Origin of the sequence: Clostridium sp. KNHs216 (assembly GCF_006714885.1) — a bacterium.
Taxonomy (GTDB): domain Bacteria; phylum Bacillota; class Clostridia; order Oscillospirales; family Acutalibacteraceae; genus Caproiciproducens.
Map to the genome: position 1 here is coordinate 2,973,886 of NZ_VFMF01000001.1, position 15,579 is coordinate 2,989,464.

Here is a 15,579-nt window from a genome sequence, read left to right on the forward strand (position 1 = left end):
AGCGATGACCACAAACGACAATATTCTTGTCTTAAAGCATATTACAAAACGGTTCTCGGGTGTATTGGCTCTGGACGATGTGTCACTTGAGCTGCGCCGGGGAGAGATTCATGCGCTTGTCGGAGAAAACGGAGCGGGCAAATCAACGCTGATCAAAGTAATTACGGGCGCTCATTTGCCAACCTCCGGGGATTGGACGTTTGATGATAAAGAAATGACGAACAATTCCCCTGCGATTTCCAAAGCTGCCGGTATCGGTGTGATTTATCAGGAGTTAAACCTGATGCCGCAGCTGACCGTCAGGGAGAACATCTTTTATGGCAAAGAGATTAAAAAGGGTATTTTTCTCGATGAAAAAAAGATGTATCGGGACTGCCTCAAAATGATAGATGATCTGGGGGTTTCCATTGATCCGAACGCTTTGGTGCGCGACCTGTCGATCGCTGAACAACAGGTCGTGGAAATTGTAAAAGCCATTTCGGAAGACATCAAGTTTCTGATTATGGATGAACCGACAGCGCCGCTGACCAATACAGAAATCGATAAGCTGTTTTCCGTTGTTGAAAAGCTTCGCGCCAAAGGAATTACGATCTTATACATATCCCACAGACTGGAAGAAATCTTCAGGATCAGCGACAGGGTGACAGTGCTGCGGGACGGCCGTCATGTCATTACGATGAATACGGCGGATACGGACCGGCCGATGCTGATCAAACATATGGTGGGCAGGGAGATAGGACAGGAGTACCCGAAACGGACCACACCCATTGGCCCGCCGGTGCTTGAGGTCGAGGGATATACCAATGCCGCGATACACGACTGCAGCTTAACGCTGCATAAAGGGGAAATATTGGGCCTTGCGGGACTGGTGGGAGCCGGACGCACGGAATTTGCCCGGGGGATTTTCGGCGCGGATCCAATCAGCAGGGGGACCATGCGGCTCAATGGGGAGATTGTTGAAATACGGACACCCAAGGATGCCATCCGCCACCGCATCGGTCTGATAACGGAAGACAGAAAGTCACAGGGACTGCTGATCAATAAAGGAATCGATTTCAATGTTGTCTATGCCAGCCTGAAGAGTGTCAGCAGGGCTGGGTTTGTACAAAAAAAGAAGGAAGCCGCGACAGTAAGCAGGTTTTCTGAAGCGATGCATATCAAAGCGCATTCCTCCACCCAGTTGGCAAAGACGCTTTCGGGGGGAAACCAGCAGAAAGTGGTTTTAGCCAAATGGCTTGCCACGCAATGCGATATCCTGATCTTTGACGAGCCGACGCGCGGGATTGACGTAGGCGCAAAGAGAGAAATATACCAGCTGATGCGCGATCTGGTTTCCGAAGGAAAATCGATTCTCATGATCTCTTCGGAAATGCCGGAGCTGATCGGAATGAGCGATAGGATTCTCGTCATGCGCAAGGGTGCCATAACAGGGATGCTTTCGTCCGAAGATGTAAAGCAGGAGAGCATTTTGGAATTGGCCACCGAATAATTGGATTCGAAAGAAGGAGATTCTGCATATGGACACTGCCGTACAGGTGAAAAAACAAAAAAGCATATCGAAGTATGCAATTTACATTGTGCTCTTGGCGCTGACCGCTTTTTTCTCAATCGTTGCGGAAGGTTTTTTCACGACAACGAATTTCTTTAATATTTTGCGGCAGGTTGCCGTTTATGGCATTCCTGCGGTGGGGATGACGATGGTGATCATCACCGGGGGGATTGATATCTCTGTTGGCTCCATGATGGGCGCGGCTTCCGTGGGGTGCGCTTCTCTGATGGTGGCGGGTCTGAATCCCATACTGGCGATGCTGATCGTACTGATTGTGGGGCTGATCGTAGGGCTGCTGAACGGTTTCTTTACTTATGAAGTGGGGATTCCCCCGATGATTGTGACCTTGGCGGCAATGAGCATCCTGCGCGGACTGGCGTACATCATATCGGGCGGTCTCCCTGTCTACGGTTTTCCGGCAAGCTTCACCGCTCTTGGGCAGGGCTATTTGGGACCGATCCCCATCCCTGTGATTATTATGGCGATCTGCTTTGCTGTCGGTTACATAACGCTTGAGAAAACATCCTTCGGACGATACGTTTACGGAATAGGCAGCAACCGCGAAGCGTCCCGGTTAAGCGGCGTAAGCGTAAGAAAAGTTATGTACAGCGTGTATGGTTTGTGCGGCATGCTTGCGGCGCTTGCGGGCATGGTGCTGCTGAGCCGCGTAAACAGCGGCCAGCCGAAAGCGGGCGAGATGTATGAAATGGACATCATTACAGCCGTTGTTTTGGGCGGCGTAAGCACGACCGGCGGAGAAGGCAAAATCACGCGGGTCATTGCGGGCCTTTTGGTGATGGGAGTGCTGCTCAACGGCATGATTCTTATGAACATACCGGATTATTACCAGCGCGTGGTGAAAGGCGCCGTACTGTTGCTTGCGATCAGCGCCGATATGATGAGCCAGAAACGACTGAGCAAAAAAATATAAAGCAATCAATGTTACAATATATTTACTGAATAGGGAGATGGCCGATTTATGAAAATTACAGAGTTAAAAAAAGGTTTGATCGTATCCTGCCAGGCGACGGCAGAGGAGCCGATGCGCGACAGCGCGATTATGGGCAGGTTCGCACTGGCGGCACAGATAGGCGGCGCGGTTGGCGTGCGTATGAACGGCGTGGCCGATATTCTCGCGGCACGCCAGCTGATCGCAATCCCTACGGTCGGTCTTATTAAACATACATACCCCGGATATTGGTGTTACATTACGCCTACTCTCCGCGACGTGGAGGCAGTATATGCGACGGGATCTGAAATTGTCGCGGTTGATGCGTGCAAGCTGTCAAAGCCCGGAAACGTGTCGGCGGCCGAGCTGCTCAGCTCAATAAAAAAAGAGTTTCCCGACATTCTTTTGATGGCGGATGTATCGACATGCGACGAGGGATTAAGGGCTGTTGATGCAGGCGCCGACCTGGTTTCGACAACGCTGGCCGGCTACACGGAATATACGCGCCACAATGACGGTGACAAGATCATGGAGCTGCAGGCGCCCGATATCAGCCTGGTGGCGTCTTTGGCGGAAAAGCTCAAGGTTCCGGTGGTAGCGGAAGGCCGTTACTGGGACGATCAGCTGGCGGCCAAAGCGTTTCAGGCCGGTGCGCACAATGTGGTCATAGGAGCCGGCATTACGCGTCCGCAGATTATAACCAGAAAAATTGTAGACAATTTGAAGCCTTACTTAAACAACGGGAAAGAAGCGTGAGTTCTTATGATTGCGGCGGCAATTGATACCGGGGGCACCAAAATCATGGGTGCGGCCGTAAATGAGCGTGGCGACATACTGGAGAAGATCCATGTTGACAATGTGGGAAGAACCGGCGCGTTTATTCTGGATTCCTATTTCAGAATCATCGATACGCTTGAGAAGAAATATGCCATTGATGCAATCGGTGTCGGCACGGGCGGGCGAATTGACCCGCGTACAGGCGAGGTGCTGTACGCGGTGGATATCTACAGCGGGTATATTGGAACCCCGATCAAAAGCAGGCTGCAGGAAAAGTATCAAAAGCCCACGGCAGTGGACAATGATTGCAAGATGGCCCTTATCGGCGAGAACTGGATGGGGGCGATCCGCGGCTTCAAAAGCGTGTTCGGCATCATCATCGGAACAGGGGTCGGCGGCGGATTGCTGCTGGACGGCGTCAGCATCAGCGGCCAGGCGGGAGGTTTTGGGGAGATCGGACATGCTGTTCTGCACCCGAACGGGAAACAGTGCCTGTGCGGTCAGCACGGCTGTGTGGAAAAATACGTTTCCGGCACGGCGCTCTGGCAGCGTTACAATGAGATGAGCGGGCAGGAAGCCATTGATTCGGGCTATGAATTTTTCAGCCGCGCACGGCAAGGCGATCCTGCCGCGCTGAGCGTTTTGCGTGAATTTATTGAAAATCTCGCGCTGTGCGCAGTGACCTGCGCCAATCTTTATGATCCGCAGGCGCTGTTATTCGGAGGCGGCATTCTTGATACCTCTGCGCTTTGGTGGGATGAGTTTGTTAAAGAATACGACAGACAAAGCAGCCCGCATTTAAAGAAAATCAAGCTGGTACGCTCGGCATTGGGGAACGACGCCCCCCTGCTGGGAGCGGCTGCATTGGCCTTCTCGCAGCACCAATACGGCGTGTCCGCGGAGCGCGGGTAGAGTGTGCCGACACCCGAATCCCCGATGTTCACCAAAATAAAAGAGCACCCGCAAGGGTGCTCTTTTATTTTGCAGTTGGGGTGAGAATCCCTAAATTTTCTCTTTTGGAGGCACCGGCTGTTTTTTGTCCTGTGCAGTCGGCTGCGCGGTTTCCTGCGATGCAGGCTGTACGGGCTGATTCGGCTGCCCGCCGTCCGCCGGGACCGGCTGTTCCTCAGAAGGGGCTGTCTGCCCGGCTTTAGCCGATTCCATCGCCGCCTGAATAGCCTGCGCCGTGGTGGACGGTTCTGAGATATGCTGAAGCGACACGCCCAGTTTGTCAAGCGTCAAAAATTTCAGCAGAGTGTCCATGACCGTGTTGCTGCCGCTGCCGGCGCCCGAAGACTGCCCGTCGTTTCCGCCCATGTTGACGACTGTTTTCGGTACAATGTCCACTTTGGAGTTTTTGATCGCGTCGGTCAGCTTGTCGGCGATTTCCTGAATGACCCGGTATTCCGCGCCGCCATAAGCCCGTACCTGCGCGTCAATGGCCTGCGCCTTGGCAAGGCCGACGTTGGACTCTTTGGAAGCCTCGGCTTCGCCTTCCAGCCGTACTTTCGATGCGTTGGCTTTTGCCAGTGCGATGATCTGATTGGCTTCCTGTTCCGCCTTGCTCGCCATGGCGGCGCCGTTGTTTCCTTCAATTTCAATCTGGATTTTCGACTTGGTCAGGAAATTCTGCTGCTCGGCGACCGCTTGGGCCTCCCGCAGGGATTTTTCGCTTTCCGCCGCCGACTGCTGCTTTTGATAGGTGATTTTCTTTTCCTCCGCAATCTGGCGCTCACGCAGCTGCGTCAGGATGTTTTCAATCTGCACATCCGCATGGGAAGACCTCGGCGTACCGATGAGCACTTCCTCCAACTGCAGGTTGTATTTCTGAAATTTATTGCGCATTTCGGTTACGGCGCGTTCACGGATAGCGCTGCGCTCCTGAATCAGCTCGATCAGGGTCTTGGTCTGCGCCACATCCTTAAAGTACGCGCTTACAAGCGGGTCAAGGGACTGGTTGACCAGCATGTTGATGTCGCCGAAGCGCTGAATGACCCACGGCGCCTGCTTGTAGTCGATATGCATGACGACGGAAAGGGGGAGCGAAGGCTCGAACGCATCCTTGGTGATGATATCGACCTCGGTCAGGTTCTCGTCGTATTTATGGTCGCCGACCTCTGATTTATTCCATTTTAAAATAATGTTGGTAGTGGGGACCAGCACCACGCGTCCGGCGTCGGTGTTAAACGCATACTTTCCGGGCATGAGCGGTTTCTCCAGCACACCCTTGCAGCCAGCCTCCACCAGCTCGCCGTGCTTGTAATCCTCGCCCGTCGTATCGACGCCTTCTTTTCCGAAGAAGGAAACCACGACCCCGACAAATCCGATGGGGACCACCGTTTTCGGGCGGAATTCCACCGTGGCGAACAGGCGGTTGATGTAATAGGTGCCGTCCGTCAGCACCTGCAGCTGCTTGCCGCGGCGACCGCCCAGTTCCAGAAACTGTTCCGGGTCCTGAAAGCTGGAGTGCCCTTCGCCCACGCTCGGCGCAATGATTTCGCCCTGCTCCAGCGGCATGCCGTCGTGCACGGTGACGATACCCATGATATCGCTGGTATCGCTTGCATTGGCCATGATGACCACCGGGCGGAACGCGTCGCGTTCCAGCAGCGTCTGCTGCATGCTGGCGATCTCCGCGCGTTCGCTGCGGGAATTGCCGATCGCCTTAATGTCGCTGGGAGTAATCACAATGAACTGAGCCAGATTGATCGCGTATGTACCTTCTCTCAAAATCCCGCGCTGCGGGCCGCGCTGGCCGCCGTTCTGCAGAAACCCGCGCACGTCCTGAAAATTGTTGGCCTGAGGCACCACTTCTCCCAGCGTCTGCGTCGGAGCAAGCGGAAGGCCGTCCCGTGCGAACAGATAGGCGATCTGTCCCTGCGGAACCGTGATCAGGGGGTATTTGTGGATTTTATACATCAGGGCGGATTTGAAGTGCATGCCGCCGCGCAGAAGGTCGGGCGAATAGCCGGCCTCGCCGTGCAGGGCGATGATGGAATCCTTCAAAGAGCCCTTTCTGCTCCACCATTTTTCAATCACAGCGACCTCGTTGGAACCAATAATCCGCAGGCCCAGAATCTTAAAAATCAAAAGATAGAGCACTGCGACAGCAACCAGAATATACAGCGGAATCAGAATAAAGCCCATTCCCATTTCTCCTTTACCTATTTCATGGATTGTGAAGCACCCGCTTCCCGGAAGGATGCGGACGCCGTGCCAAAAAGCCGGGGAAAAACGGAATATCTTTCGTATTTCGACCGTCAACAGCACATTACTAAATCTATGCTTCATTATATTCTACAATGACACGGATTTCAATAGAAGGACGGTAACAGGGAAATACCAGATTTTAGGGGAAATCGCGCCTGCGAGATTCCATGAGAAAACGCCCACCGAACGGAATTTTCCGTTCGGTGGGCGTTTGTGGTTCATGGATTGAATGGGCGATTCCTTCTAAAGGATACGGAAATTCCCGACACAGGCGGGGGGAAAGGGAAAGCTGCATTTTTCATATCCTGTCAACATGATCTTTCGTAAATTGCTGGGCGCTGACATGAAGCAGCTTCTTTGCAGTGGTCGTGTCGGTGATCAACGTGTCGATCAGCCGATAGCGGATGGCGATATAAATGCTCTCAACTTTTTCGTCCCCGCCGGCGACCCCGATCACTTCCGGTATTTTCTTAATTTCATCCAGACTCAGCGACATCAATTGCTGGTTCCATTTGCAATCCACCAACTCACCGTGTTCATTGAAAAAATTAAATGAAATATCACCCTTTATCAGATCGCTGACATTGTCGGTATACTTATCAATGCCATGCAGATAGGCCTCTGTCATTTCAAAATAGATGGGGGAACTGCCGAGACCGACGATGGCAAGGTCCGCTTTTCTGGCGTTGTCCAGCACATCCTTGATGAAATGCTGTTTCATAAGGATCCGTTTTGCCTCCGGTGAATCGACAACTACAGGGGCATGGAGCTGCAAGCTGTCGCCGCCGCACTGACGCGCAAAAATTTCGGCGATAACATTCGCCTGGGTGTCCCGGTCGTTACGCAGCAATCCGCCGGACAGCGGCACAAAGGTAACATCCGGAAATGGGACAGGGGAGGAAAAGCTGTTGGCCAGCGCAAAATTGGTCGTGCCGGAAGATACCGCGACCAGCTTGGCCGAGTACATGCGCCGGAACAGGTATTTCGCCGCCAAATGCCCCAGCCTTTTCTTGGGCTGGTTGCTTTCGTCCACATTGACACAGATGACGTCGTGCAGCTTGAAGGTGGATTTCAGCTGGTTTTCCAGCACATGGTAAGGCCGCATACCGGCGTCGTGGATGATAATCTGCACAATACCGACGGTGCGCGCCTTTGTGAGCAGTTTCGAGACCAGCGAGCGGCTCATATTGTATTTCTTCGCAATCTGATCCTGTGTAAGGTAGTCGTCATAATACAGATGTGCGATTTCTACCAGCAATTGCGTATCATCGGAAGTACCCATTCTCTAATCCCTCACAGCTTACATAAATACAATTGAGCTCCCAATTCTGACCTCCGGAACACCGGCAGGCGACAGCACGACCGCCCCCGGCAGTACGTCTTCAGACGGATCGAATATTAATGTCATGTGTCCCAGGCGGCTGAAATTCTCATTCGCCACCTCGCCGACCTTTTCTACAGTGTACTCCTTGCCGTCAAACAGCATACGTCCGCCCGGACGCAGCATTTCATCACTCTGTTCACCCTTGAATTCGTGGATAATACAGGCATCCTGTAATTCTTCAGGACAATCTTTGCCGAAAAGAACCAGCATCGGACTTTCGTCAAATATGGCATCGCTGCCAATTGCAGTTACGGTTGTCTTGAACATTTGCATCATGCTCCTTTCTGTACATTATAGCGCAATGCTTCGAAAAAAGAAAGCGTTCCATAACTCAGCGCGAATTTACTTGCCGGAAAAGACACGCATTGCGCGCAGAACATCCGCTTTCATGGCGCTTGTAGCGTAAAGTGACACAGCGTCGAAAAACAGCGCGTCATGATCTGTGGCCAGATACTGCCTGACGGCCTCACCGCCGGCCTTGTTCATATAGGTGTAGTAATTGATCTTGCAGATACCGTTCTGGATGGCGGTCCTGTAATCTTCATCGGAAACACCGGACCCTCCGTGCATAACAAGCGGAACGGCTGCCGCGTCGCGGATTTTACTGACACGGTCAAGATCCAGGCGGGGCTCGGTGAGATACACGCCGTGCACAGTTCCAAAAGCAACGGCCAGACAGTCGACTCCGGTGGCATCCACGAAACGGTGTGCCATATCCGGATCGGTGTATATATCATCCAGATTGCTGTAGTCGTCGGCGCTGTCAGCGTTTGTGCCCTCACCGACGACCACCTTTGATGTGAAAACGTGGCCGAGCTCTGCTTCCACGGAAACTCCCGCAGCGTGTGCGATCTTAACGATCTCCGCAGTCTGAGCGACGTTTGTGTCAAAGTCTTTTCCGGATGCGTCGTACATTACGGACGTGAAACCGAGCCGGATGGCCTGCACGCAGCGTTCAAATGAACTTCCGTGATCCAGGTGCACCGCAACCGGCACGGACGCGCGTCCGGCATAGTGCAGCATCAATGGTGCGATCTCGTGCATGTCGACAATACCGTCATGGCTCTGAGCATGCTGCAGGATAACGGGACATCCCAGTTCCTCAGCGGCTGCAATAATCGCGCGCACGCTTTCTAATGTTGTACCGTTGAACGCACCTACTGCGTATCGACGCGCTTTGGCGTCGGCTAAAACATCTTTTAGATTGGCCAGCATGATTTTACCCTCCTACTTTGTTGTATCGACGTTGTAATGTGCGAGCAGAATACGTTCCGCCTCTGCGCTCCAGCAGCCGTTTGCACGGTCGCAGGCGTCCGCAAGCTCGCCGAACAGCGGATTCTCCGCGCTCAATCTGCGAAAATCCTCAATTGCGGTCAGCGGCAGATCGATCTGCGTGTAAATCAGCTTCTTGCCGCCCGGAATCTTTGGCAGGTTTAAGGTGGTTTCAATTACACTGTTTAATCCGCCAATATGTGTCAGCATGACGGTGGGATTTATGCGTCCCTCATCCGACAGACGGATTGCGTCAAGCAGGTCGGCGTTGGTGCTTCCGGTGAAACCGACATAATGGGTTTTTGCATAGTGTATGTTATACATATTGATCATTGCGGACAGGCCCCTGTCCACGGGACCGGCAAAGAAATTCAGGCAGCCGTCGGTTGCCAGCACCTTGTCGGCCTGTTCAATTAATTGCTGTACGGGCGCGTATACAAAGACATCGTCGTATCCGGCTCCATTGCTGAGGTTTCTAAGATCCTGCACGACATCGCTGCTTGACGCCGCATTGAAAAACACAAGCTGCTTATTGTCCGGCACAGTCAAAACGGTTTGGGCGCGCGCGATTCGTTCCTCGGAGACATCGACGGCAACGATGAGCGCCGGACCGTTTTCCAACTGCAGAGCATAATCGATGGCGGCGAGCCCCATTGGGCCGCAGGCTCCGAAAATAATGAGGTTTCCCTGGGGTTTTACTCCCATCGTGTGCTCGTGATTGACATCCGAGGTGTGATACATCCGGTTGTATCCCGCGATTACACACGCAATCGGTTCAGCCAGCGAAGATTGGAAAAAGGACTCCCCTCTGATTGGAATCAGGCAATTGAGCTCCATCACTTCGTTTGGGATCACACAATAGGTGCAGTCTCCGCCGAAATAAGAATACGAATAACCCGGGGTGTCGAATGTTCCGTTATAATTCAGGGAAGGCTGGATTGTGAACCGCTGCCCCGCCCGATAATTGTCCTTCCACTTGGCGCCCACCGATATAATGACACCCGCCATTTCATGGCCGATGATTACCGGCTTTTTGGACAGATCGTCCGGTGCGCGCTTATGCGCGCTGCCCTGTTGAACCAGCTTGTATGTAGACATACAGACGCTGTCCGTCATCATTTTTGCAAGAATCTCATCCTCCCCGATTTCAGGTAGTTCCAATTCTTCTACAAGCAGATCTTTTGTTCCATGAAGCCTGATTGCTTTTGTTTTCATGTATGTACCTCCATTAAGATATATTTCGATTCCTTCGGTGGAATGGTTGTGAGTGCCTGATGACACTAATATAATAACGACAGTTTATCTGCATTGTCAATTATTTGCGATACATTGGAACATATGTGATGGCTATTTTGCGTATCCGCCATGTTGCGGAATTGAACTGTAGAATATGTGCAAATTTTTAATATTATGTTGACATTTAATGTGCAATAATATAACATCAATGAGCAAGATGAGTAAGTCGTTACATGACCTGACAAATGTGAGAAAGGAGAAAACGAGTGATAAAGGGGGTGATTCTATGACGATAGTATTAGGCGGGCTGTTTCTGGCTATGGTGCTGCAGGCATTTTTTTCATACATGCAGTTAAAGGCCGTGTACGGTACGCTGGGGCAGATGAAGCGTGAGCACGCCGGATCGGGATATCTGGCAATGGGGAGTGCAAAATCAAAGATTCCTTTCCGCAAGGGCGTAGCTGTTATTATCGTGGTGGATGAAACAGGAGTTGTTGTGGAATACCGTGAGATGCAGGGCAGAACCGTATTTGCCAAATTCAAACGGCGGGCGGAACTGACCGGCTTGACAATGGAGACGGCAGTCAGCCGGGTGGCTGAGAAAGTGAGAGTGCAGGCCTTGAAAAAGGCGGTCCAGCTGATTGACGAGCAGCGCAGCAGGCAGGCTGTCACGTTGTAACAGGGAATTGAATTGATTAGGATTTAGGAGGGCATTTTATGGATTTCTTAGTAAAATTTGCAGAAGTATTTACCGGTGTGTTTCAGGCCGGAGGCGAAAACCTGACGGGGCTAATCACGGGGATTCTGCCCACGTTGCTGGTGCTTCTGACGACGATCAACGCGCTGATTAAGCTGATCGGAGAAGAACGCGTCAATAATTTCGCGAAAAAGCTGACGCGGTTCCGTCTGCTGCGCTATACGCTTTTGCCAATCATGTCGCTGTTTTTCCTGACAAATCCAATGTGCTATACAATGGGGCGGTTTGTCGAGGAGAAGGAGAAGCCGGCCTTTATTGACGCTTGTTTCTCGTTTGCGCATCCGATACTCGGAATTTTTCCGCACGCCAACCCAGGGGAACTGTTTGTGTGGGCAGGGATCTCCGCGGGTATTACCGCGCTGGGGCAATCGGCTATGCCTCTGGCGGTACGGTATTTTATTGTGGGTGTTATCGTCATATTTATCCGCGGCAACGTGACTGAGCTTATTACGACTCTGATGATGAAGAGAAAAGGGGCGGCGAAATGAAGACGACAGTAAAAGTAACGAGAGGACCCGGCGGCTGGGGCGGTCCGTTTACCGTGCAGGAGACCGAGACCCGCAAAGTCGTGGCGTCAATTACAGGCGGAGGCATTCATCCGCTGGCGCAGAAAATCGCGGATATGCTGCATGTTCCGGCCGTAGACGGTTTTAAAGAAAAGGTCGAGCCTGATACCATGATTATTGCTGTCGTAGACTGCGGCGGAACACTGCGGTGCGGCGTATACCCAAAGCTCGGGGTCAAAACGATCGACACTCATCCGATCTCACCGTCGGGCCCGTTGAGCCGCTACATCAACGAAGGCAATTTTGTATCGGGGGTCGTCGAGGATAACATCACCCTCGTGGAGAGCGCGGAAACCGATACCGCTGCAGAGGAAGCTCCGAAAGCTGCTCCTGTAACAAAAGCGGCGGCGGAAACGCCGGCTGCCTCCTCAAAGGGAATGGTCGGCTTTATTACAAATTCCGGACGGGCAATCGGAAGCGTTGTGAACATCTTCTATCAGGCGGGCCGTGATTCCGTTGAAATCGTATTGAAGAGCATCCTCCCGTTTATGGTATTTGTCAGCATCATGGTCGGCATCATCAACTACACAGGGGTTGGCAATGTGCTTGCCAACGCTATTAAGCCGCTGGCCGGAAGCTTGCCGGGGCTGTTGGGGCTGTCCGTTTTTTGTGCGATCCCGTTTTTGTCCCCCGTATTGGGACCGGGTGCGGTCATCGCGCAGGTTATCGGAGTGTTGTTGGGCGTTCAGATCGGAAAAGGCACGATTCCGCCATCCTATGCCTTGCCCGCGCTGTTCGCGATCAATTCCCAGGTAGGCTGCGATTTCCTGCCGGTCGCGCTGACATTGGCAGAAGCGGAGCCGGAGACAGTGGAAACCGGTGTCCCGGCAATGCTTTTCTCCCGGCTTATCACGGGTCCCATAGCGGTACTGGTGGCGTTTCTTCTTAGCTTCGGACTTTATTAAAGAAAAGGATCTGTAAGCAAGTATCAAATAAAGACTGCTGAAAGGCAGGTATGCCCGGCAATGCCGCCAGGAAAGATTCCGGAAGGCGTTTTCCTGGCGGTACGCCTGAGAAGCCGATGGAAAGCTGTTTTAAAAAATACACGGACGTGTGAACCGAGTACATAAAGAGGTACGCAGACCCAAAAACAGAGTATGTTTCAAGAGGTAGTAGGGTATGAAAATAAAAGGCGTAATATTTGATCTGGACGGAACACTTCTTGATTCGATGGGTTATTGGAATAATTTACGCGTGGAATATTTAAAAAGGAAGAAAATCGATTTTCCACCGGGACTGGAACATCTCTTGGTTAAAATGGGTTCTATGGAATCCGCGGAATATCTCCGCGTGAAATTCAATCTTGTGGAGTCGGCGGAGGAGATAAAAAATGAATTTGATCGGGAAATGACCTATCGGTATGAAAACTGTATCCGTCTAAAGCCCGGAGTGCTGGAAGTGCTGCAGCGGCTCACTGATATGGGCGTTGGATTTTGCGCAGCCACTGCTACGGACCGTGGATTAATAGAGAAGCCGCTTATACGATTAGGAATCTATGAGATGTTCGCCGGCATATTGACCTGCCAAGAAGTCGGATATAATAAGACGCATCCCAACATTTGGCGGGAGGGCCTTGCCATTCTTCATACGACACGCGATAATACCGTCGTTGTAGAGGATAATATTCAGGCGGTCCGCACTGCAAAGGCAGACGGGTTTACAGTATACGCAGTCTATGATGAAACGTCTGAGGACGAAAAGCAAATGCTTCAAGTACTTGCAGATCGCTATTTGGATTCATTGAAAGAGTTTTTAAATGATTTACAGTAATGGGATAAGGAAAGTATGAAGTTCATAATGCCTGTCTCCTACGGCTGACGTAAAGAGAGACCCATATGGGCTGTTTATTTAAATAATGAGAGGAATCAATATGGTAAGTCAAAAAGTAAGAATTCAATTAAAATACGGACTGCATGCCCGGCCGGCCGGTACGCTGGCGAAACTGGCGCAGCAGTATCAAAGCGATATAAAAATGCAGTCGAATGAAAAAATATTCAATATAAAATCAATCATGGGCGTGATTGCCGCAGGAGTAAAATGCGGCACGGAGGTCGAACTGATCTGCAATGGAACAGATGAGCAGAAAGCATTGCGTGAATTGGTCGATGCGATTCAATCGGGTCTGGGGGAATAACAGAGCTTTCATACAACGGGCAGGGTTCATACAGCCCTGCCCGTTTGTTTTCATATATCAATTCTAAGGAGGAAACAGGATGACGGTTCTAAATGGAAAAGGTGTATTGGATGGGATCGCAATCGGAAAAATTGTGTTCTATCAGCGCAAGGGCAGGGAAGCGGTTAAACGTCATGCGGAAAATACGGAGGAGGAACTCCGTCGTTATCAGGACGCAAAACAGCGGGAAGCAGAGGAACTGAAAAAGCTGTATGAGAAGGCGTTTCAGGAAGCGGGAGAGAAAAGCGCTAAGATATTTGAAATCCATCAGATGATTTTGGAGGATGTCGATTTTTGCGATGCTATAACGGATACGATCCAATCGGAGCGGGTCAATGCGGAATATGCCGTGAAAAAGGCATGCGATACATACATTCAGACAATTTCCGCTATTGACGATCCTTATCTGAAAGAACGCTCCGCCGATATCAAAGATATATCCCAAAAGCTGATTGAAATCCTTGCCAATGCCGAACCGGATGCTTTTACATCGGATGAGCCTGTTATTATCGTCGCAGACGACCTCACGCCAAGTGAAACAGTGCAGCTGGATAAATCAAAAATTCTTGCCTTTATTACCATCAACGGTTCGGTTAATTCTCACACTGCGATTCTTGCGAGGAGCATGAATATTCCCGCCGTGGTCGCTGTCGGAGAGCAATTGGGCCTGAAATATAACGGGAATAACGCAATTGTGGATGGCGCTTCCGGAAGGATTTATATTGAGCCGGACACTGCGACGCTGAAATTATTTTCTGAAAGGAAAGAAGCGAAAAAGGCGGAACAGGAACAGCTGCATTGCCTGAAAGGGAAAAACAGCGTTACGATAGATGGAAGGGAAATCAAGGTTTTTGCAAATATCGGCGGGCCGCAGGACGTGGAGTCAGTCCTGAACAATGACGCGGAAGGTATTGGACTGTTCCGCAGCGAGTTTCTTTATCTTGGCAGAGAAACGTATCCGACCGAGGAAGAACAGTTTCAGGCGTATCGGTCGGTTGCGGAGAAAATGAAGGGAAAACAGGTCATTATCCGTACTCTGGATATCGGCGCGGACAAGCAGGCGGACTATTTTGAAATGCCAAAGGAAGAAAACCCCGCCATGGGCTGCCGTGCCATACGCATTTGTTTAACCAGGCAGGATGTCTTTAAAACACAGTTGAGAGCATTGTACCGGGCTACTGCGTTTGGAAACATCGCGATCATGTTTCCCATGATCATTTCCGTGGGAGAGGTCAGGGCGATCAAGCAAATTGCGCAGGCTGTTCAGATGGAGCTTTCCGGAGAAGGGAAAGACTACAATTCGGGAACAAAGCTGGGAATCATGGTCGAAACTCCTGCGGCCGCTCTTATTAGCGATGAACTTGCGAAGGAAGTGGATTTCTTCAGTATCGGCACCAATGATCTGACTCAATACACGCTGGCAATCGACAGGCAGAATCCGGGTCTGGAGCATTTTTATGACGCACATCATAAAGCGGTGCTGACCCTCATCCGGATTACAGCTGAAAATGCTCGTAAAAACGGAATTTTCGTAGGGATTTGCGGTGAACTCGGGGCGGATCTTTCCCTAACGGAAACCTTTTTAAGGATGGGAATCGACGAACTTTCGGTATCGGCACCCTGTGTGCTGCCGCTGCGGAAAAAAATCAGGGAAATCCGAATTGAACGTTAAGTGTTAAGCAGCGCCCTTTACAATAAAACGCCCA

General features: G+C 51.3%; 15 protein-coding genes. 10 read left to right on the forward strand and 5 right to left on the reverse strand.

Features of this window, described 5'->3' with window-relative positions; genetic code table 11:
* The first annotated feature begins 4 nt into the window (after nt 1-4).
* Genes LY85_RS14365 through LY85_RS14380 form a run of 4 tightly spaced genes read left to right on the forward strand, consistent with a single transcriptional unit; the run spans nt 5 to nt 4,187 of the window.
* Nucleotides 5-1,489 carry a sugar ABC transporter ATP-binding protein gene (locus LY85_RS14365; protein ID WP_141827199.1) on the forward strand — a complete coding sequence of 495 codons (1,485 nt, stop codon included), beginning with the start codon at nt 5-7 and terminating at the stop codon, nt 1,487-1,489.
* A 28-nt stretch (nt 1,490-1,517) separates the two neighbouring features.
* Nucleotides 1,518-2,480 (forward strand): ABC transporter permease, encoded by a 963-nt coding sequence (locus LY85_RS14370; protein ID WP_141827200.1) that lies wholly within the window; start codon nt 1,518-1,520, stop codon nt 2,478-2,480.
* A gap of 48 nt (nt 2,481-2,528) precedes the next feature.
* Nucleotides 2,529-3,254 (forward strand): N-acetylmannosamine-6-phosphate 2-epimerase, encoded by a 726-nt coding sequence (locus LY85_RS14375; protein ID WP_038322604.1) that lies wholly within the window; start codon nt 2,529-2,531, stop codon nt 3,252-3,254.
* A gap of 6 nt (nt 3,255-3,260) precedes the next feature.
* Entirely contained in the window at nt 3,261-4,187 is a 927-nt protein-coding gene (locus LY85_RS14380; RefSeq protein ID WP_141827201.1) for an ROK family protein, read from the forward strand.
* A 90-nt stretch (nt 4,188-4,277) separates the two neighbouring features.
* Here LY85_RS14380 and LY85_RS14385 read toward each other — a convergent pair whose 3' ends face one another.
* From LY85_RS14385 to LY85_RS14405, 5 genes are all read right to left on the reverse strand, one after another.
* On the reverse strand, nt 4,278-6,422 hold the full coding sequence (locus tag LY85_RS14385; RefSeq protein ID WP_243122569.1) for an SPFH domain-containing protein: 2,145 nt from the start codon (nt 6,420-6,422) through the stop codon (nt 4,278-4,280).
* Nucleotides 6,423-6,783: 361 nt separating this feature from the next.
* Nucleotides 6,784-7,767: a sugar-binding domain-containing protein gene (locus LY85_RS14390; RefSeq protein ID WP_038322608.1), complete on the reverse strand. Its 984-nt coding sequence runs from the start codon at nt 7,765-7,767 to the stop codon at nt 6,784-6,786.
* A gap of 18 nt (nt 7,768-7,785) precedes the next feature.
* Nucleotides 7,786-8,136, reverse strand: a complete 351-nt coding sequence (locus tag LY85_RS14395; protein WP_185741226.1) for a PTS glucitol/sorbitol transporter subunit IIA — start codon at nt 8,134-8,136, stop codon at nt 7,786-7,788.
* 75 nt (nt 8,137-8,211) lie between these two features.
* Nucleotides 8,212-9,084, reverse strand: a complete 873-nt coding sequence (locus LY85_RS14400) for a class II fructose-bisphosphate aldolase (protein ID WP_141827203.1) — start codon at nt 9,082-9,084, stop codon at nt 8,212-8,214.
* A gap of 12 nt (nt 9,085-9,096) precedes the next feature.
* On the reverse strand, nt 9,097-10,356 hold the full coding sequence (locus LY85_RS14405; RefSeq protein WP_141827204.1) for a zinc-binding dehydrogenase: 1,260 nt from the start codon (nt 10,354-10,356) through the stop codon (nt 9,097-9,099).
* A gap of 307 nt (nt 10,357-10,663) precedes the next feature.
* Between LY85_RS14405 and LY85_RS14410 the strand changes: the two genes are divergently transcribed.
* The 6 genes from LY85_RS14410 (at nt 10,664) to ptsP (ending at nt 15,545) form a co-directional block, all read left to right on the forward strand.
* Nucleotides 10,664-11,056: a transcriptional regulator GutM gene (locus LY85_RS14410; RefSeq protein WP_185741227.1), complete on the forward strand. Its 393-nt coding sequence runs from the start codon at nt 10,664-10,666 to the stop codon at nt 11,054-11,056.
* A 38-nt stretch (nt 11,057-11,094) separates the two neighbouring features.
* Nucleotides 11,095-11,622: a PTS glucitol/sorbitol transporter subunit IIC gene (locus LY85_RS14415; protein WP_038322613.1), complete on the forward strand. Its 528-nt coding sequence runs from the start codon at nt 11,095-11,097 to the stop codon at nt 11,620-11,622.
* Nucleotides 11,619-12,605 carry a PTS glucitol/sorbitol transporter subunit IIB gene (locus tag LY85_RS14420; RefSeq protein WP_141827206.1) on the forward strand — a complete coding sequence of 329 codons (987 nt, stop codon included), beginning with the start codon at nt 11,619-11,621 and terminating at the stop codon, nt 12,603-12,605. Before LY85_RS14415 ends, LY85_RS14420 begins: the two co-directional genes overlap by 4 nt.
* Nucleotides 12,606-12,819: 214 nt before the next feature.
* The gene (locus LY85_RS14425; protein ID WP_141827207.1) at nt 12,820-13,470 is read left to right on the forward strand and encodes an HAD family phosphatase; all 651 of its coding nucleotides are present in this window, start codon (nt 12,820-12,822) and stop codon (nt 13,468-13,470) included.
* A gap of 100 nt (nt 13,471-13,570) precedes the next feature.
* Nucleotides 13,571-13,834, forward strand: a complete 264-nt coding sequence (locus LY85_RS14430; RefSeq protein WP_038322618.1) for an HPr family phosphocarrier protein — start codon at nt 13,571-13,573, stop codon at nt 13,832-13,834.
* A 79-nt stretch (nt 13,835-13,913) separates the two neighbouring features.
* Nucleotides 13,914-15,545 (forward strand): phosphoenolpyruvate--protein phosphotransferase, encoded by a 1,632-nt coding sequence (ptsP, locus tag LY85_RS14435; protein WP_141827208.1) that lies wholly within the window; start codon nt 13,914-13,916, stop codon nt 15,543-15,545.
* Nucleotides 15,546-15,579: the final 34 nt, after the last annotated feature.